Annotated in this window: 18 protein-coding genes; 15 read left to right on the plus strand and 3 right to left on the minus strand. The window is 63.1% G+C overall.

Annotated features, from left to right (window positions below; genetic code table 11):
* The first annotated feature begins 74 nt into the window (after positions 1–74).
* From miaB to trmB, 8 genes are all read left to right on the plus strand, one after another.
* Positions 75–1,484 carry a tRNA (N6-isopentenyl adenosine(37)-C2)-methylthiotransferase MiaB gene (gene miaB, locus M2320_RS10060; RefSeq protein ID WP_264597152.1) on the plus strand — a complete coding sequence of 470 codons (1,410 nt, stop codon included), beginning with the start codon at positions 75–77 and terminating at the stop codon, positions 1,482–1,484.
* 1 nt (position 1,485) lies between these two features.
* Entirely contained in the window at positions 1,486–2,511 is a 1,026-nt protein-coding gene (locus M2320_RS10065) for a PhoH family protein (protein ID WP_264597153.1), read from the plus strand.
* Positions 2,508–2,996 (plus strand): rRNA maturation RNase YbeY, encoded by a 489-nt coding sequence (gene ybeY / locus M2320_RS10070; RefSeq protein WP_264597154.1) that lies wholly within the window; start codon positions 2,508–2,510, stop codon positions 2,994–2,996. The genes M2320_RS10065 and ybeY overlap by 4 nt, the downstream gene beginning before the upstream one ends.
* A gap of 2 nt (positions 2,997–2,998) precedes the next feature.
* Entirely contained in the window at positions 2,999–4,003 is a 1,005-nt protein-coding gene (locus tag M2320_RS10075; protein WP_264597155.1) for a hemolysin family protein, read from the plus strand.
* 71 nt (positions 4,004–4,074) lie between these two features.
* Positions 4,075–5,643, plus strand: coding sequence for an apolipoprotein N-acyltransferase (lnt, locus tag M2320_RS10080; RefSeq protein WP_264597156.1), 1,569 nt, complete (start codon positions 4,075–4,077; stop codon positions 5,641–5,643).
* Positions 5,644–5,697: 54 nt separating this feature from the next.
* Entirely contained in the window at positions 5,698–6,111 is a 414-nt protein-coding gene (locus tag M2320_RS10085; RefSeq protein WP_264597157.1) for a helix-turn-helix domain-containing protein, read from the plus strand.
* Positions 6,112–6,294: 183 nt separating this feature from the next.
* On the plus strand, positions 6,295–7,491 hold the full coding sequence (metK, locus tag M2320_RS10090; protein WP_264597158.1) for a methionine adenosyltransferase: 1,197 nt from the start codon (positions 6,295–6,297) through the stop codon (positions 7,489–7,491).
* A gap of 14 nt (positions 7,492–7,505) precedes the next feature.
* Positions 7,506–8,198 (plus strand): tRNA (guanine(46)-N(7))-methyltransferase TrmB, encoded by a 693-nt coding sequence (trmB, locus tag M2320_RS10095; protein WP_264597159.1) that lies wholly within the window; start codon positions 7,506–7,508, stop codon positions 8,196–8,198.
* Here trmB and M2320_RS10100 read toward each other — a convergent pair.
* Both M2320_RS10100 and mutM read right to left on the minus strand, forming a co-directional pair.
* On the minus strand, positions 8,185–8,970 hold the full coding sequence (locus tag M2320_RS10100) for a M48 family metallopeptidase (RefSeq protein ID WP_264597160.1): 786 nt from the start codon (positions 8,968–8,970) through the stop codon (positions 8,185–8,187). The two genes, trmB and M2320_RS10100, sit on opposite strands and share 14 nt — an antisense overlap.
* 28 nt (positions 8,971–8,998) lie before the next feature.
* Positions 8,999–9,847 carry a bifunctional DNA-formamidopyrimidine glycosylase/DNA-(apurinic or apyrimidinic site) lyase gene (mutM, locus tag M2320_RS10105; protein WP_264597161.1) on the minus strand — a complete coding sequence of 283 codons (849 nt, stop codon included), beginning with the start codon at positions 9,845–9,847 and terminating at the stop codon, positions 8,999–9,001.
* Between the two features lie 87 nt (positions 9,848–9,934).
* Here mutM and ubiE point away from each other — a divergent pair, with 87 nt between their 5' ends.
* The 7 genes from ubiE to rpsT all read left to right on the plus strand — a co-directional run bounded on the left by ubiE (position 9,935) and on the right by rpsT (position 16,233).
* Complete coding sequence (gene ubiE / locus M2320_RS10110) at positions 9,935–10,714, plus strand: bifunctional demethylmenaquinone methyltransferase/2-methoxy-6-polyprenyl-1,4-benzoquinol methylase UbiE (protein WP_264597162.1); 780 nt, start codon at positions 9,935–9,937, stop codon at positions 10,712–10,714.
* A 13-nt stretch (positions 10,715–10,727) separates the two neighbouring features.
* Positions 10,728–12,287: a 2-polyprenylphenol 6-hydroxylase gene (gene ubiB, locus M2320_RS10115; protein ID WP_264597163.1), complete on the plus strand. Its 1,560-nt coding sequence runs from the start codon at positions 10,728–10,730 to the stop codon at positions 12,285–12,287.
* 10 nt (positions 12,288–12,297) lie between these two features.
* Positions 12,298–13,524: a bifunctional phosphopantothenoylcysteine decarboxylase/phosphopantothenate--cysteine ligase CoaBC gene (gene coaBC / locus M2320_RS10120; RefSeq protein WP_264597164.1), complete on the plus strand. Its 1,227-nt coding sequence runs from the start codon at positions 12,298–12,300 to the stop codon at positions 13,522–13,524.
* On the plus strand, positions 13,514–13,972 hold the full coding sequence (dut, locus tag M2320_RS10125) for a dUTP diphosphatase (protein WP_264597165.1): 459 nt from the start codon (positions 13,514–13,516) through the stop codon (positions 13,970–13,972). The genes coaBC and dut overlap by 11 nt, the downstream gene beginning before the upstream one ends.
* A 54-nt stretch (positions 13,973–14,026) precedes the next feature.
* The gene (gene cysK / locus M2320_RS10130) at positions 14,027–14,986 is read left to right on the plus strand and encodes a cysteine synthase A (RefSeq protein WP_264597166.1); all 960 of its coding nucleotides are present in this window, start codon (positions 14,027–14,029) and stop codon (positions 14,984–14,986) included.
* Positions 14,987–15,064: 78 nt separating this feature from the next.
* Positions 15,065–15,838, plus strand: a complete 774-nt coding sequence (locus M2320_RS10135; RefSeq protein WP_184429748.1) for an enoyl-CoA hydratase — start codon at positions 15,065–15,067, stop codon at positions 15,836–15,838.
* A 125-nt stretch (positions 15,839–15,963) separates the two neighbouring features.
* A complete protein-coding gene (gene rpsT, locus M2320_RS10140; RefSeq protein WP_184429747.1) occupies positions 15,964–16,233 on the plus strand; it encodes a 30S ribosomal protein S20 in 270 nt (89 codons plus the stop codon).
* Positions 16,234–16,444: 211 nt separating this feature from the next.
* Here the strand turns inward: rpsT and gyrB are convergent, their stop codons facing one another.
* On the minus strand, positions 16,445–18,886 hold the full coding sequence (gene gyrB, locus M2320_RS10145; RefSeq protein ID WP_264597167.1) for a DNA topoisomerase (ATP-hydrolyzing) subunit B: 2,442 nt from the start codon (positions 18,884–18,886) through the stop codon (positions 16,445–16,447).
* Positions 18,887–18,976: the final 90 nt, after the last annotated feature.

Below are 18,976 nucleotides of genomic sequence, written 5' to 3' on the forward strand. Positions count from 1 at the left end.
TTGCGCTTCTTATCGGCTGGGACGAAATCCGCTATATAAACGCCACGTCTCCCTGCCGAGGACACCCAGAAATTTTGAAACCTGCATCAGATCGCGCCGAATTCGCCGCCCGCGAGGCGAGCGAACCCAAAAAACTGTTCATCAAATCCTTCGGCTGCCAGATGAACGTCTACGATGCAACGCGCATGGCGGATGTTCTCGCACCGGAAGGCTATGAGGAGACGGCGCAGATCGAACAGGCGGACCTGATCGTCCTGAACACGTGCCATATCCGTGAAAAGGCCGCGGAAAAGGTGTTTTCGGAGCTGGGCAAGCTGCGTCAGCTCAAGGAAGAGCGCCAAGCCCGGGGGCAGTCGACGCGCATCGCAGTGGCCGGTTGCGTGGCGCAGGCCGAGGGATCGGAGATCCTGCGCAAGCAGCGCGCGGTCGATCTGGTCGTCGGCCCCCAAAACTATCATCGCCTGCCGGATCTGGTGCGCGAAAGTGTTTCTCAGCCCGTCGTCGACACGGAATTTCCCGTAGAGGACAAGTTCGACCACCTGACGGCGCCGAGCGACGAGAAAATCAGGGAGCGCGGCGTCTCGGCCTTCCTGACCGTACAGGAAGGCTGCGACAAGTTCTGCACCTTCTGTGTCGTGCCTTACACGCGCGGCGCTGAGATTTCGCGTCCGGCCGCGAAAATCGTCGCTGAAGCCGAAGTTTTGGCGCGCGCGGGCGTTCGTGAGATCACCTTGCTCGGCCAGAATGTCGACGCCTATCATGGAATGGGCGAGGATGGCGCGATCTGGTCGCTGGCGCGGCTGCTGAGGCGTCTGGCGCAAGTTGAAGGCATTTTGCGCCTGCGCTTCACCACCAGTCATCCCAATGACATGACCGATGACCTGATCGAGGCTTTCGCGGACCTCCCCGCGCTGATGCCGTTTCTGCATCTTCCGGTTCAGTCGGGTTCGGACGCGATCCTTCAAGCTATGAATCGACGCCACAGCGCCCAGGACTATGTCCGGCTCATCGAGAAAATCAGGCGCGCCCGCCCGGACCTGGCTTTGTCGTCCGACTTCATCGTCGGCTTTCCCGGCGAAACCGACGCCGATTTTCAGGCGACGCTCGATCTGATCTCGGAAGTGCGCTTTGCTTCTAGTTTTTCGTTCAAATATTCGCCACGGCCGGGCACGCCGGGCGCCGAACTCCCCGACCAGATTGACGAAGCGATCAAGACCGAACGCCTGTACCGCTTGCAGGAGCTGGTCGAACGCCAGCGTCAGCAGTTCAACGCCAGTCTCGTCGGCCAGATCACGCCGGTGCTGTTCGAGAAGCCAGGGCGGCACGAGGGGCAGGTGGCGGGCAAGTCGCCTTATTTGCAGCCGGTCCAGGTCGACGGACGCGTGGAATTGATCGGGCGGCAAGTTCCGGTCGAAATCGTCCGCTGCGGCTCCAACTCGCTGTTCGGGCGCCTTGTTGATCCTGGATCGGAAGGGGCGGCCTGACATGGCGGGCTCCACCGACCGAAACGCCGATGCCGAACAGACTGTTTCGCTGGACGACAACCGCACGGCTTCGATGGTTTTCGGCCATTACGATCAAAATCTGGCGCGGATCGAGCGGAGGTTGAACGTTTCCCTGAACGCCAACGGCAATCACGTCGTCATGAAGGGGCCGCCCGAAGCGGTCGGGCATGCGCGTCGCGTCCTGCAAATTCTTTTCGAGCGCGCTCGGGCCGGGCAGCCGGCGACTCTTGGCGATGTCGACGGCGCGATTGAAGAATGCGCCATGCAAGGCAGTCTCTTTCCCGGCGAAACACCGGCCTCGCGCTCCAATTTCGAGCAGGTCGCGACACGGAAGAAGGGCGTGCGCGCGCGCACGAGTTCGCAGGATTTTTATATTCGCGAGCTGAAACGGCGCGAACTGGTGTTCGCCGCCGGCCCCGCCGGCACGGGCAAGACCTGGCTCGCGGTCGGTCATGCCGTTTCGCTGCTGGAGCAGGGCGCCGTCGAGCGCCTGATTCTGTCGCGTCCCGCCGTCGAGGCGGGCGAAAGGCTCGGCTTTCTTCCCGGGGACATGCGCGAAAAGGTCGATCCCTACCTGCGTCCGATCTATGACGCCTTGCAGGACTTCATGGACGCCCGGATGGTCGAGCGTGGCATGCAGACGGGCATGATCGAGGTTGCGCCCTTGGCTTTCATGCGTGGCCGCACCTTGTCCAACGCCTGCATCCTGCTCGACGAGGCGCAAAATGCGACGACCATGCAGATGAAGATGTTCCTGACCCGGCTGGGCGAGGGGTCGCGCATGATCGTCACGGGCGATCCCAGCCAGACCGATCTGCCGACTGGGCAAAGGTCTGGATTGAGCGAGGCCATCGCGCTGCTGTCGGGCCTGGAAGGCGTCGGACACGTGACGTTCACGGAGGCGGACGTCGTCCGTCACGATTTGGTGCGACGCATCGTCGCAGCCTATGAATCGTCGGAGCGAAAGCCGAAGTCGGAGCGCGGCGCCAGGGACTTGTCGTCATGACGCTTTCCATCGAGACCAGCGTCGCGTGCGAGAGTTGGGGCGCCCTCGCCGATCTGCATGCGCTCATCGAAAAGTGCCTGACCGAGGCGCTCGCCGAAACGGGCGATGAGGTGCGCAATGGCGCTGAGGTCAGTTTGCTGCTCTGTGACGATGCGCGCATCCGCGTGCTCAACGCGCAGTTCCGAGGCATGGACAAACCGACGAACGTCCTGTCCTTTCCTGGACCTGAGCCCATCGAGACGGCGCATGTGCTTGGCGACATCGCCATCGCCTATGAAACCGTGGCGCGCGAGGCCGAAGAACAGGGCAAGTCCTTGCCGCATCATTTTTGTCATATGGTTGTTCACGGCTTTCTCCATCTTCTCGGCTACGATCACGAAACCGATGACGAGGCTGAAGACATGGAGGCCAGCGAGGCCCGCGTGCTTCGGCGGATGGGGATCGCCGATCCCTATCGAGAAAACCAACTCCCTGAAGGTCATTAGCCATGGGCGCCCCGGAACGCGACAGCGAAGACTCCAATGTCGCCGAACGAAGTTCGAGCCGCGGATCGATCGTTGAACGCCTGCGCGCCTTGTTTGGCCTGTCGGGGGCGTCCATCCGCGACGACATTGAGGATGCGCTTGAGGATGACGCCGTCGCCGAGGACTTCACGCCTTACGAACGGGAGATGCTGAAGAACGTCCTGGCGCTGCACGACCTTAAAGTCAGCGACGTCATGGTGCCGCGTGCGGATATTGTTGCGATCTCCATTGAATCGCAATTGGCCGACGTTCTGGCCAGCTTTCGCACCGCCGGACATTCGCGTCTGCCGGTTCACGGTGAGACGCTCGACGATCCCCGCGGCATGGTACATATCCGCGACTTCGTCGATTTTGTCGCCTCATCCGCCGAGAAATCGATCTTGGCGCGCGGACAGCCGCAAGGCGACGATCCGCTTCCGGGGCCGCAATTTGTGCGCGTCGATCTTTCCGTGCGGCTCGAGACCGCGGGAATCTTGCGTCCCGTTCTTTACGCGCCGCCTTCGATGCCGGCGCTCGACCTGCTGGTCAAGATGCAGGCGACACGGACGCATATGGCTTTGGTCATCGACGAGTACGGCGGCACGGACGGTCTGGTGTCCATCGAAGATATCGTCGAGATGATCGTCGGCGACATCGAGGATGAACACGACCTCGACGAAAATCCGAAGATCGAGGCGGTGGCGTCGGGCGTCTATATCGCGGATGCGCGCGTGGGGCTCGAAGACGCTACGGAAATCACAGGGCTCGACCTGACCAAATTCGGCGAACAGGAAGAGGTCGATACGATCGGCGGATTGGCGACGGCTTTCGCGGGACGGGTTCCCATTCGCGGCGAGGTCGTGGTCAGTCCAGACAAGGCGTTCGAATTCGACGTCCTCGACGCCGATCCTCGCCGCCTGAAAAAGCTCAAAATCCGCGCCGTCGCGCGCGAGGCCGCGCGGAGCCAGAAGAGCGACGGAGAGGCGTGACGCGCTTTGGCGCGGCGCCAACCCTTCTGTAAAGTCGCAAGTGATTCGGTCCCTCGACGTCCAGGCGCGCAATGCTTTTTCTTTCGCACAAGGTGATTCTGGCCGAAGGCTGGACGCGCCGTTTGATCGCTTTTTTCAGCGGCGCCATCGGCGTGCTGGCGCTGGCGCCGTTTTCCTTCTTTCCGGCCTTTTTTGTTCCCATGACGGTCGCCGTCTGGCTGATCGACGGCTCAGCCGGCGAGACGCGTTGGGCGGGCGTTCGCCGCGCCGCCGGCGCCGGCTGGTGGCTTGGCTTCGGCTATTTTGTCGCAGGCCTCTGGTGGCTTGGCGTCGCTTTCCTGACGGAGGCGGAGCGTTTCGCCTGGGCTCTGCCGCTGGGCGTGCTGGGTCTGCCTGCGGGGCTGGCGATCTTCACCAGTTTGGGGTTCGCGCTGGCGCGACTCATGTGGTCGCCGGGCGCGGCCCGCATCTTCGCCCTCGCGGCGGGATTGTCGGCCGCCGAATGGCTGCGTGGCCATGTCCTGACGGGGTTCCCCTGGAATGATTTTGGCATGGCGCTGGGCGGGAACCTGGTGTTCGCGCAAGCCGCGTCTGTCCTAGGGCTTTACGGACTGACAGTCTTGTCCGTCCTGCTTTTTGCCTCGCCGGCCTTGCTAGGCAAGGGCAGGTCCAGTTGGCGCGCGCTCGGTCTTTTCCTGCTCGGATTCGTGATCCTGGCGCTCTATGGCGTTGTGAGGCTGCAGGACAAGACCGAATTCGTGAAGGGCGTCAAGCTGCGGATTGTTCAGGCGAATGTCGCGAATGACGAATTTCGCGCCGATCGCAGGTCCGAACTGTTGGATCGCTATCTGAGACTGTCGGACCGCGCCACCTCTCCGCAGACGACGGGGGTGTCGGACGTTACGCATGTCGTTTGGTCGGAGTCCGTCTTCCCCTTCATTCTGTCCCGCGACCCCGTTTCCCTTTCTGTGATCGGGTCCCGCATGCAGAACGCCGTGCTGTTCACCGGCGCCGCACGGGCGCAAGTCGAGGGAAGCCATACGAAATATTTCAATTCGCTGGCTGTCATTCAGCGCGGCGAGATCAAGGAATATTTCGACAAGATGCATTTGACGCCCTTCGGCGAATATATGCCCTTTGCCGACCTGCTGGCCCGCGTGGGCTTGACCCAGTTCGTCTGGAGCCCGGGCGCGTTCGATGCGGGCGAATATGCGCGTCTTCTTGTCGCCCCCGGATTGCCTCCGGTTTTCCCATTGATTTGCTATGAAGCAATATTTCCAGAAGAAGTCGCCAAACACCTGTCGGAAGCCAGCGCGCGGCCCGGTCTTATGCTAAACGTCACAAATGACGGCTGGTTCGGCGTCACGACCGGACCCTATCAGCATTTGTCGCAGGCGCGCCTGCGTGCGGTCGAACAGGGATTGCCCATGGTCCGATCCGCAAATACGGGGGTCTCCGCGATTATTGATCCATTCGGACGAATCCTGAACTCCACTTCGCTGGGAATTGAAGCCATACTGGACGGAAGCTTGCCCAAAGCGCTTCCGGAGACCTATTACTCGCAACATTGGCGACTTGCGCCCGCTGTTGCATGGCTGATTGTTCTGCTCGTCGCCTTAATTCGTCCAAGGAACATTTGACTTTAGGTAAACTATTGTCGCAAATAGGGCCAAACGCTAGGACGGAAAAACGCCGTGACCAAAGTCCCTAATCCAATCGATCGTCACGTTGGGGCGCGCGTGCGCATGCGGCGGATGATGATCGGCATGAGCCAGGAAAGGCTGGGCGAAGCCCTGGGCCTGACCTTTCAGCAGGTGCAAAAATACGAAAAGGGCACCAATCGGATCAGCGCAAGCCGGCTACAGCAAATCTCTGAAACCTTGAACATACCGCTCGCCTATTTCTTCAAGGGCGCTCCTGTTGCGGAAGGCGCCGCGGTCAATGGCGGTTTCGCCGAGAGCGCTCCCGAGGAAGGATACGCCAGCGATTTCGTGATGACGGCCGAGGGCCTCAGTCTCAACCGCGCTTTCGCGCGCATCACCGATCCAAAGGTTCGTAAGCGCATCGTCGATCTCATCGTGGCGCTCGCCGAGGGCGATAACGCCTGATCGCCGCCCGCCTGTTCGTTTTATCGAACGAAAGCGTGGCAAAGGCTTGACGAAACGAACGCATCCCCTATAACGACAGTGGGTTTCTGGCTTCGTCCCGGCGCTTGCGGGTTGACCCGACGAGAGCGACGAGCATTCCGGCAACCAGCTCAAGACTGGTCTTGCGTATGATGGAGATGAGTTGTGGCGCGCAGCGATTATCTGTTCACCAGTGAATCCGTTTCTGAAGGGCATCCTGACAAGGTCGCGGATCGTATTTCTGACGAAGTAGTTGACTTGTTCTATAGGGAAGGCGCCAAGGCTGGCATCGATCCGTACCAGATTCGCGTGGCCGCCGAGACCCTTGTCACGACCAATCGCGTCGTCATCGCCGGTGAGGTTCGCGGTCCGCAGTTGACCCACGCCCAGATCGAGACCGTCGCCCGCGAGGCCATCAAGGACATTGGCTACGAGCAGGCCGGCTTCCATTGGAAGAATGCCCAGGTGGAAATCCTCCTGCACGCTCAGTCGGCCGATATCGCCCAGGGCGTCGACGCCGCCGGCAACAAGGACGAAGGCGCTGGCGACCAGGGCATCATGTTCGGTTATGCGACCAACGAGACCGAGTCGCTGATGCCGGCGCCGCTGCATTATTCGCATAAAATCCTTGAAGTTCTCGCCAAGGCGCGCAAGTCCAAGGACGGCGAAGCCGCCAAGCTCGGCCCGGACGCCAAAAGCCAGGTGACGGTGAAATATGTCGCCGGCAAGCCCGTCGGCGTCACGCAGATCGTGCTGTCGACCCAGCATGTCGATGAGAGCCTGACCTCCGAGGATGTGCGCCGGATCGTCGAACCCTATATCCTGTCCGTGCTGCCCAAGGGCTGGGTCACCGACGCCACCGTTTGGCACGTCAACCCGACCGGCAAGTTCGTCATTGGCGGTCCCGACGGCGACACCGGCCTCACTGGCCGCAAGATCATCGTCGACACTTACGGCGGCGCTGCGCCGCACGGCGGCGGCGCCTTCTCGGGCAAGGACCCGACCAAGGTCGACCGCTCCGCCGCCTATGCCGCCCGCTATCTGGCGAAAAATGTCGTCGCGGCCGGCCTCGCCGATCGCGTGACCATTCAGCTCGCCTATGCGATTGGCGTCGCGGAACCGCTGTCGATCTATGTCGACGCCCATGGCACCGCCAAGGTCGACGAAGCCAAGCTCGAAGAGGTGCTGTTCAAGATCGTTCGCCTGTCGCCGCGCGGCATTCGCGAGCATCTCCAGCTGAACAAGCCAATCTATGCGCGCACCGCGGCTTACGGCCATTTTGGCCGCCAGCCCGACGCCGACGGCGGTTTCGCCTGGGAAAAGACCGACCTCGTCGACAAGCTCAAGGCGCATTTCGCCTGAACCCAGAGCACAGCGTGAGCGATACGTTCGCACGCCGCGAGTCCGCGTTTTTTGGGCGCCGCAAGGGCAAGACCTTGCGCGCCCATCAAGCGGGCTTGATGGAAACCTTGCTGCCGAAAGTTCAGGTCGATCTTTCGGCGCCGCTCTCCGAGCCGGCCGCGCTTTTCGCCAGCCGGCCCGACGATCTCCGGCTCGAGGTGGGCTTCGGCGGCGGCGAACATCTCGCCGCCGACGCTTCATCCCATCCGAACCGCGGGTATTTCGGTTGCGAGCCGTTCGTGAACGGCGTGGCCAAGCTGATGGCGCAGATTGACGCGCAGGACTTGCGCAACATTCGCGTTCACCCCGGCGACGCCGGAGACTTGATCGACGCGTTGCCAGAGGCCTGCCTGTCCGGCGTCTGCATCCTCTATCCCGATCCCTGGCCGAAACGGCGGCACAAGGAGCGGCGTTTCGTTTCCGATCGCATGCTGGCCCGGCTCGCGCGCGTGATGCGCTCTGGCGCCGAATTGCGTTTCGCCTCGGATATCGATGATTACGTCGGCTGGACGCTCGCGCGCGTGTTGCGTTCGCCGGATTTCATCTGGCCGGCCACGAGCGAGGCCGAATGGCTCGCGCCTTACGCCGACTGGCCGGGCACGCGCTACGAAGCCAAGGCGCTGCGGGAAGGCCGCACGCCGGTTTACCTGACTTTCATTCGGCGCTGACGCTTCGGCCTTTTCGGCCGTAGCGATGCAATTGTGCGCCATAAAGCTTGAGCCACGCCTCCGCCTTGGCCGTCGCGGGGCACAGGCTCTTAGTCAGGTCCCAAAAATCGTCCGAATGGTTGTGATGGCGCAGATGCGCCATTTCGTGCGCGACCAGATAGTCGAGCACAAAGGGGGGCGCCAGGATGAGGCGCCAGGAAAAATTCAGCGCGCCCCTTGCTGAACAGGAGCCCCAGCGACTCGTCGTGTCCTTCAGGGTGATTGAAATCGGCGCGCGTCCCACCTTCGCGGCATGGCGGCGCGCGGCCTCTTCGATATCGCGGCGCGCTTCGCGTCGGAAGAAATCGGTAATGCGCCGTTCGAAATGCGCGGGATCGCCGCTGACGCAAATCGCCGCTGGCTTTTGCAAGTCGTCGATCCAGACGGGGCCGGCCTTGCTTGCGCCAGGGCGCGCCTGGACGGAATGAACCAGCGCATGCGGCGCGCCTCGGAACGGGACTTCCGCCCCGGGCGCAAACAACTGGCGCTCCGGGAGCCGCGCCATGCGATGTGCGATCCATTCCGCGTGGCGATGCGCAAAACCCTCGGCGTCCCGCTGGTTTGAGCGCGCTGGAATCGTCAGGACCACATCCTGTGTCGCGGCGCGCACGCGCAAGGTGAAGCGACGGGCCGACGCCAGACGCTTGATTTCGACCCGAAAACTTCGCCCCTCATGAGCGACGACCACCTCGTCGGCGGGTCTGGCGCGGAGCCCGAATTTGAGGTTCAGCATGGGCGACGAATTTCAAGTCCGGATAGCGTCAGCTTTGGCAGTTTGGACAATAGAATGTCGATCGCCCGTTTTGCGTGCGCCGGGTGATCGTCCCTTGGCAGGCGCGACTCACACAAGCCTGACCTTCGCGATCATAGACTCGAAAATTGTGTTGAAAATAGCCCAGCGACCCATCGGCTTGCCGGTGATCGCGCAAGGACGAGCCGCCCGCCTCGATCGCCTCTTGCAACACCTGCCGCACCGCGCGCGCGAGGGTGTCGCTCGCCTTTTCCGTCAGGCTTCCCGCAGGCCGCATCGGCGAGAGTTTGGCACGGTGCAAGGCTTCGCAGACGTAAATATTCCCAAGGCCCGCGATGTTGCGTTGGTCGAGCAAGGCCGATTTCAGTGGGGCCGATTTTCCGGCGAAGAGCTGGTTCAGGGATTCGCCGCTGAAATCGTTGGAGAGCGGTTCGACGCCAAGGCCGACGAAATAGGGATGGTCGGCAAGTTCGCTGCTCTGAGCCAAGGTCATGAACCCGAAGCGACGGGGATCATTGTAGATCATGACCCCGGTCTCGAGCGAGAAGGCGACGTGGTCATGCGCGGGGTTCTTGCTGCGCGGGAATTTGAACGTCCCCACCGTCCCCGCCTCAAGCCGAAACGAGCCGCTCATGCCGAGATGGGCGACAAGGACCTGTTCGTCGTCGAGATGGGCCAGCAGATATTTGGCGCGGCGGTTGAGCGCGACAATGCGTCGCCCCTCCAGGCGCGTCGAAAAATTCTCGGGAAAGGGAAACCGCAAATCCTTGCGGCGCAAGTCGACCTGCAGAATGCGCGAACCCACCAGAAACGGCGCCAGCCCCTGGCGCACTGTTTCAACCTCCGGCAGTTCAGGCATCTCTTTCCCTTCAGTTTACGAGACAAACAGAATAAATAGCCAGTCAGCAAAGGGCGCGCTATGGTCCGGCGCGCAGAAGAGGTTCCCATGATCGACGTCAAATCGTCCAGCAGCGAGACACACCAACACACCCATTTCGGCTTTTCCGAGGTTCCTCTGGACGAAAAGCAAGGGATGGTGGACGACGTCTTCCACAAGGTGGCCCAGCGTTACGACATCATGAACGACCTGATGTCGGGCGGGCTCCACCGTATCTGGAAGGACGTGTTCGTCTCGCGCGTGCATCCGTCAAAAACCGCGCCGTTCAACCATCTCGACGTCGCCGGCGGTACGGGCGACATCGCCTTCCGCGTCGTCCAGGCCGGCGGTCCCAGGACGAAAGTCACCGTGCTCGACATCAATGGCGACATGCTGGCGGTCGGTCGGGAGCGCGCGCAGCAGAAGGGCCTTGCTGACCGTTTGGACTTCGTCGAAGCCAATGCGGAATCGCTGCCTTTCGAGGACAATGAGTTCGACGCCTACACGATCGCCTTCGGCATCCGCAACGTGCCGCGCATTGATCGGGCGCTGGCCGAAGCCTATCGCGTGCTCAAGCGCGGCGGCAAATTCATGTGCCTGGAGTTCTCGCAGGTCGAGACCCCGGTTCTCGCCAAGATTTATGAATCCTATTCCTTCTCGGTCATTCCCGCCATTGGGCGGCTGGTGACCGGCGACGGCGAGCCTTACCGCTATCTCGTGGAATCGATCCGCCAGTTCCCGGCCGCCGAGGATTTCGCCGCGATGATCGAAAAGGCCGGGTTCCAGCGCGTGTCCTTCACGCGCTTGACCAACGGCGTCGTCGCAATCCATTCCGGTTGGAAGCTCTGAGGTCGGAACTTACGTGATTACCTCGATCGGCCACGTGGTCAGGCTCGCGCGCGCCGGCTACATCCTCGCGCGCGAAGGCGTCTTTTCCGGCGTCGATACGTCCGGCCTGCCTCTCGAAATGCGGGCTCCGCTGTTTTTGGCCGGCCTGATCGCCCGCAAGGGCGGCGGCTTGCAAAGACTCGCGCCCGCGATCGCGCGGCTTGGACCGTCTTACGTCAAGCTCGGCCAGACCTTGGCGACGCGGCCCGACGTGGTCGGCGTCGCGGTGGCGCGCGAACTCGAGGCCTTGCAGGACCGCATGGCGCCTTTTCCGCGCGAGGTCGCCGTCGAGGTCATCGAGCGCGCCTTCGCCAAGCCGCTCGACCAAATCTTCGCCGAGTTCAGCGAACCCGTGGCCGCCGCCTCCGTCGCCCAGGTGCATCGCGCCAAGATCGTCGCCGACGGAAAGGAGCGCTGGGTCGCCGTCAAGGTGCTGAGGCCGCGCATCGAGAGCCGCTTCCGCCGCGACCTCGCCGACATGTTCTTCGCCGCGCGCCTCGCGCAAAAATTTTCGGCGGAGGCGCGAAGGCTGAAACCCGTGGAAGTCGTCGAGACGCTGGCGCGCTCGATGAAGATGGAGATGGATTTCCGGCTGGAGGCCGCCGCCGCCTCGGAATATGCCGACAACACCCATGGCGACGACGATTTCCTCGTGCCGAAGGTCGATTGGGACCTTTGCGCCCGAGAAGTGCTCACGCTGGAGTGGATCGACGGCACGCCGCTCTGGGATGTCGAGGCGCTGCGACGCTCGGGCGTCGATCTGCCGAACCTCGGGCGGACGATCATCCAGTCTTTTCTGCGCCATGCGGTGCGTGACGGGTTCTTTCACGCCGACATGCATCAGGGCAATCTGTTCCTGACCAGGGAGGGCCGGCTGGCCGCCGTGGATTTCGGCATCATGGGCCGGCTGGGCATGAAGGAGCGGCGCTTCCTCGCTGAAATTCTTTATGGATTCATCACCCGAAATTACTGGCGGGTCGCGGAAGTGCATTTCGAGGCCGGCTATGTGCCGCCGTTCCATCCCGTCGCCGATTTCGCTCAGGCGATCCGCGCCGTGGGCGAGCCGATCCATTCGCGCACGGCCGAAGACATTTCGATGGCGAAGCTGTTGTCGCTGCTGTTCGAGATCACCGCGCTGTTCGACATGCAGACCCGCCCCGAACTGGTGATGTTGCAAAAGACCATGGTCGTGGTCGAGGGCGTTGGGCGGTCGTTCGATCCGAAGCTGAACATGTGGTCCACGGCGGAGCCGGTGGTGCGCGCCTGGATCGAGGAAAATCTGGGCCCGCTCGGCAAGATCGCCGATGCGGGGCAGGGGCTTGCGGCGGTGGCGCATCTCGCCGCGCAGGCGCCGGCGATCCTTTCGCGCGGCGCCCGTATTTCGGAACAGCTGGAGACATGGACGACCAAAGGCTTGACGCTGGCGCCGTCCACCGTGGAGGCGCTCGCGCGGGCCAATGCGTCGCGAAACCGGTTTTGGCGCTACGGTTTTGCGCTCCTGCTGGTCGTGGTCGCCGTCCACTTCTGGCGTTGAGGTTTTGGCCATGACCGCGAAAGCCCCGTCCATCCTGCTGATCGTCGGTGGTGGGATCGCCGCCTACAAGAGCCTCGAGCTCATTCGGTTGCTGCGCGGCGCGGGCATGGAGGTGCGCGTCGTCCTGACCAAGGCGGGGGCGCAGTTCGTGACGCCCCTGTCGCTCGCCAGCCTCAGCGGCAACAAGGTTTATGAGGACCTGTTTTCGCTCACCGACGAGACGGAAATGGGCCATATCGAGCTCAGCCGTCAGGCAGATGCGATTGTCATTGCGCCCGCGACCGCCGATCTGCTCGCCAAGGCGGCCAACGGGCTCGCCAATGATCTCGCCTCGACGCTGCTGCTGGCCTCCGACAAGGCCGCGCTCGCCGCGCCGACCATGAACTGGCGGATGTGGACCCATCCCGCGACGCGCCGGAACGTTGAGGTGTTGCAGCGCTACGGCATGGCCTTTGTCGGTCCGAATGAGGGGCCCATGGCCTGCGGCGAAACCGGGCCAGGGCGCATGGCCGAGCCCGAGGAGATTTTTGCTGCGCTGCGCGCGCGGCTCGCCGGCCCCGCCCAAACCCTGGCTGGCCGGAAAGTTGTGATCTCGGCTGGTCCAACTCACGAGCCGATTGATCCGGTGCGCTATATCGCCAACCGATCCTCCGGCAAGCAGGGCTATGCGCTGGCCGAGGCCGCGCGCGATGCGGGCGCGGAGGTGGTGCTGGTGTCGGGACCCGTCAACCTGCCGCCGCCGGCGGGGGTGCGGTTGGTTTCGGTGGAGACGGCTCGCCAGATGGACGAGGCCGTCGACTCCGCGCTTCCCTGCGACATTTTCATCGCCGCCGCCGCCGTCGCGGATTGGCGCAGCGAATGCGACGCTTCGCAGAAGATGAAGAAGACCGCCGATGGTCCGCCGGTGCTCAAGATGGTCGAGAATCCCGATATTCTGGCGCGCATCGCACGTCGGGCGACGAATCGTCCGCCTTTGGTGATCGGCTTTGCCGCGGAAACCGAGAACGTGATCCCACATGCCAAGGCCAAATTGGCGAAAAAGGGCTGCGATCTGATCGTCGCCAATGATGTCGGGGAGGGGACCGATGTCATGGGCGGAGCGGAGAACGCCGTCGTGCTCGTCGCCTCGGACGGCGAGCAGGCTTGGCCGAGACTGGCGAAAGGCGAAGTCGCCCGCCGCTTGATTGGCCATTTCTCAAAAATGCTTGCGGCCAAGGAGGGGCGTCTTGGAGCTTAAGATCAAGCGCTTGGCGCATGGCGCGGATTTGCCTTTGCCGTCCTACCAAAGCGCCGGCGCCGCGGGATTTGATCTGCTCGCCGCCGTGCCCGCCGATGCGCCGACGACCTTGCCGCCGGGCGGTCGCGCGCTGATCCCCACCGGTTTGGCCATCGAGATCGAACCGGGCTACGAGGCGCAGACGCGGCCGCGCTCGGGGCTGGCGCTCAAGCATGGCGTGACGGTGCTCAACGCGCCGGGAACCATCGACAGCGATTACCGCGGCGAGGTCGGAATCATCCTGATCAATCATGGCGATGCGCCGTTCGAAATCCGGCGCGGCGATCGCATCGCGCAGATGGTGGTCGCGCCCGCGCCCCAGGCGCGGCTGATCGAGGTGGAGCGCTTGTCTTCGACGGCGCGCGACGCGGGCGGGTTCGGGTCGACGGGCGTTCGAACCCAGAGTTAACAACGACAACGCCGGTCAGCTTTGCTAGGCTGCCAACATCAGAGGGGAAGCGCCATGTCGGACAAGACGCCGGGTCGGGGAAAGATCTACGAGTCCATTACGCAGACCATCGGCGATACGCCGCTGGTGCGATTCGACCGCATTGCGGCCGAGCGCGGCGTCAAGGCGAAGCTGCTGGCCAAGCTTGAATTTTTCAACCCGCTGGCTTCGGTGAAGGACCGCATCGGCGCGGCGATGATCGATGCGCTGGAAGCCCAGGGCAAGATCGCGCCCGGCAAGACGGTTCTGATCGAGCCGACCTCGGGCAATACAGGGATCGCCCTGGCCTTTGTCGCGGCGGCGCGCGGCTACAAGCTGCAATTGGTGATGCCGGAATCCATGTCGATCGAGCGTCGAAAAATGCTGTCGTTGCTGGGCGCGGAACTCGTACTCACCCCGGCCGCGCAGGGCATGAAGGGCGCGATCGCCAAGGCGGCGGAGCTTGTGGCCTCCACGCCCGGCGCCATCACGCCCGCGCAATTCGAAAATCCGGCCAATCCCGAAATCCATCGCCGCACGACCGCCGAGGAAATCTGGAACGACACGCAAGGCGGCGTCGATATCGTCATTTCCGGCGTGGGCACCGGCGGCACCATCACCGGCGTCGGCGAAGTTTTGAAGGCGCGCAAGCCCGGCCTGAAGATGATCGCCGTCGAGCCCGTGGAATCGCCGGTGCTGTCGGGCGGACAGCCGGGGCCGCACAAGATTCAGGGAATTGGCGCGGGTTTCGTTCCGCCTGTTCTCGACCGGGGCGTGATCGACGAGGTCGTGACCATCGACAGCGCCGCCGCCATGGAGGTGGCGCGGCTTGTCGCGCGCGTCGAGGGCGTTCCCGTCGGCATTTCATCCGGCGCGGCGGTAGCCGCCGCCTTGCAGGTCGGCGCGCGCCCGAGTTCCGAAGGCAAGAACATCGTGATCATCATTCCGTCTTTCGCCGAGCGCTATCTGTCGACGGCCCTTTTCGATGGGCTTTGACGCGCTTTCGGCGGCACGGGTGTTGCAATCCCTCCTGGCTTCTTTAGCGTTTTCCGTAAGAAGCCTGGAGGGCGATTCATGCATTTCGAAAACATCATCGTTGAAGTCCACGACGCCGTCGGTCTGATCCGACTCAATCGCCCGAAAGCGCTGAACGCGCTCAACACGGCCTTGATTCACGAGCTGAACGTGGCCTTGGAGACCTTCTCCGACGATCCTCAGATCGGCGCCCTGGTGCTGACCGGCTCCGAAAAAGTGTTTGCTGCTGGCGCGGACATCAAGGAACTGCATCACCTCACCTATATGGACGCCTATCTTGGCGACGCCATCCGCACCTGGGAGCGGCTTTCGCATTTCCGCAAACCGGCGATCGCCGCGGTCGCCGGTTTCGCGCTCGGCGGCGGCTGCGAACTCGCAATGATGTGCGATTTCATCCTTGCGGCGGAAAACGCCAAGTTCGGCCAGCCGGAGATCAAGCTGGGCATTCTGCCCGGCGCGGGCGGGACGCAGCGCCTCGCCCGCTTCGTCGGCAAGGCCAAGGCGATGGAATTGTGTCTCACCGGTCGCATGATGGACGCGCAGGAAGCTGAACGGTGCGGCCTGGTCTCGAGGATCGTCCCGTCCGATCGCCTGCTGGAGGAGGCGCTGCACACCGCGCGGCTCATTACCTCCATGTCGCTGCCGATCGCCATGCAGATCAAGGACTGCATCAATTCCGCCTATGAAACGACCTTGACCGAGGGCGTGAAATTCGAGCGCCGCAATTTCCACGCGGCCTTTGCGACCGACGATCAGAAGGAGGGCATGTCCGCCTTTATCGAAAAGCGTCAGGCGCGTTTCGCCAATCGCTGAGATTCATGCGTTGACGACAGCGGGGTTTCCTGCCTATAAGCGTCCACTCTCGGCGCCGGCAATCGGCGCCGTCATGGTTTTATGCGCGGCCCTTGGATTGGGCATGCATTTGTCCGGGGAACACAATGGCCAATACCAAATCGGCTAAAAAGGCCGTTCGTCAGATCGATCGCCGCACGGCGGTGAATCGCCAGCGTCGCAGCAAGATGCGCACTTTCCTGCGCAAGGTCGAGGAAGCCATCGCCACTGGCGATCAGGGCGCCGCCAAGACCGCTCTCGCCGTCGCCGAGCCGATCCTGATGCGCGCGGCCCAGAAGGGCATCGTTCACAAGAACACCGCGTCTCGCAAGGTTTCGCGCCTCAGCGCCCGCGTCAAGGCTTTGGCGACCGCCTGAAATTCGGCTTCGTAATGAGAAGCCCCGCACGCGTCGCGTGCGGGGCTTTTTTTGCGCCTGGTGTTTCCGGCGAATTCCGCGGCGCGGAAAACGCGTTCAAATGCGAACCACGATCGAAACCGTCGGCGATCCAGACGACCGGCTCCAGGAGCCCGCCCCTCAGGGGCGGCGGCAAGGCGACGAACGCGCCTCCAGCGATGAATGCCTTGTCTCAAACGTCGAGATTGGCGACGTTCAGCGCATTGTCCTGAATGAATTCGCGCCGCGGCTCGACCACATCGCCCATCAGCTTGACGAACAGGTCTTCGGCTTCGTCGCCTTCCTTGACCTTCACCTGCAGCAGCGAGCGCGCCTCTCGGTCCAGCGTGGTTTCCCAGAGCTGTTCCGGATTCATCTCGCCCAGACCTTTGTAGCGCTGCTGCGTCACGCCCTTGCCGCCGAAGGCGAGGACGGCGTTGAGCAGCGCCATGGGGCCGCTGATCGGCGTTTCGTCGCCGCGCCGCAACAAGACCGCCGGCGAGGAAAAACTCTGGCGCAGGCTCGCGGCGCGCTCGTCGAGGCGGCGCGCCTCCGCCGACGCCAGCAGCCCGGCGTCGAGAATGAAAACCTGCTTCACGCCGCGCAATTCGCGCGACAGCACGAAGCCGCCGTTCTCGACGCGGCCGGTCCAGCCGCGCTCGACCTCGTCGGCGAGCGCATCCAGACGGGCGGCGATCTCCTGCGCCTTCGCGGCGGCTTCTTCATCGGACAGGGCGTTCAAAGGCTTGAGCGCGCCTGAAATCGCCGCCTGCTCGACCGCGCCCCGATCATAACGGCTGTGCAACTGGGCGAGCACCTGGCGGATGAAGCGCGCTTCTTCGACCAGAGAGCGCAGGTCGGCGCCGGCGCGCTCCTCGCCCGAGGCGAGCCGCAACACCGATCCGTCGACGCCATTGGCGATCAGATAATCGTCCATGGCCTTTTCGTCCTTGAGATATTGTTCGGACGAGCCGCGCTTGACCTTGAACAGCGGGGGTTGGGCGATATAGAGGAACCCGTTTTCGATCAGCGGCCGCATCTGCCTGTAGAAGAAGGTGAGCAGCAAGGTGCGGATGTGGGAGCCGTCCACGTCCGCGTCGGTCATGACGATGATCTTGTGATAGCGCAGCTTGTCGATGTTGAATTCGTCGTGGCCGATGCCGGCGCCGAGCGCGGTGATCAGCGTGCCGATCTGTTCGCTCGACAGCATTTTGTCGAAGCGCGCGCGCTCCACGTTCAAAATCTTGCCGCGCAGCGGCAGGACCGCTTGATATTCGCGGGCGCGGCCCTGTTTGGCGGAGCCGCCCGCCGAATCGCCCTCGACGATGAACAGTTCGGCCTTGGCGGGGTCGCGCTCCTGGCAATCCGCCAGTTTTCCCGGGAGATTGGCGACGTCCAGCGCGCCCTTGCGCCGCGTGAGTTCGCGGGCCTTGCGCGCCGCTTCGCGCGCGGAAGCGGCCTCGACCACCTTGCCGACGACGTTCTTGGCCTCGGCGGGGCTCTCTTCAAGCCATTGGCCCAGGAATTCGTTGATGATGTTTTCGACGGCCGGCCGGACCTCCGACGACACCAACTTGTCCTTGGTCTGCGAGGAAAATTTGGGATCGGGCACCTTGACCGAGACGACACAGGTCAAGCCCTCGCGGCAATCCTCGCCGGTGAGGTCGACCTTCTCCTTCTTGGTCAGGCCCGAGCTTTCCGCATAGCCCGTGACCTGCCGGGTCAGGGCGGCGCGGAAGCCGGCGAGATGGGTGCCGCCGTCGCGCTGGGGGATGTTGTTGGTGAAGACCAGGACATTCTCGTGGTAGGAATCATTCCACCACAGCGCGGCTTCCACCGTGATGCCGTCGCGTTCGCCGCGCATCTGGACAGGCTTGGCGATGAGCGGCGACTTGGTGCGATCAAGATAGCGCACGAAGGCTTCGAGGCCGCCTTCGTAATGAAGGGTCTCGGTTTTCGTCTCGGCGTGCCGGGCGTCGGTGAGCACAATGCGCACGCCGGAGTTCAGAAAAGCCAGTTCGCGCAGCCGATGTTCGATGGTGGCGTAGTCGAATTCCGTGCTCGAAAAGGTTTCGGGGGAGGGCAGGAAGGTCACGGATGTGCCGCGCTTGGCCTTGCCGTCCTCGATCGGGGCCTCGCCCACCACCTTGAGCGGCGCGACCGCGTCGCCGTGGGAGAAATCGATTTCGTGTTCCAGACCGTCGCGCCAGATGCGCAGGCTCAGGCTGGAGGACAAAGCGTTGACGACCGACACGCCGACGCCGTGCAAGCCGCCGGACACTTTATAGCTGTTCTGGTCGAATTTTCCGCCGGCGTGGAGCTGGGTCATGATGACCTCGGCGGCCGAAACCCCTTCCTCGCTGTGCATGCCGGTGGGAATGCCGCGCCCGTTGTCGGTGACGGTGCAGGAGCCGTCGGCATTTAGCGTCACGGTGACGAGGGTGGCGTGGCCGGCCAGGGCTTCGTCGATGGCGTTGTCGACGACTTCGTAGACCATGTGGTGGAGGCCGGAGCCATCGTCGGTGTCGCCGATATACATGCCCGGGCGTTTCCGCACGGCGTCGAGGCCGCGTAAAACCTTGATCGAATCCGCGCCATATTCAGCATTGGAGAGGGCTGCGGTCTCGTCGGTCACTTGGGAGTCCTTAGGAAAACGGGCGTTTCGACGCCTTGATTCGGAGCCGGCATCATAACGAAAAATCAGGCGAAAGGACGATGGAGCGCC

Origin of the sequence: Rhodoblastus acidophilus (genome assembly GCF_025961575.1) — a bacterium.
Lineage (GTDB): Bacteria > Pseudomonadota > Alphaproteobacteria > Rhizobiales > Beijerinckiaceae > Rhodoblastus > Rhodoblastus acidophilus_C.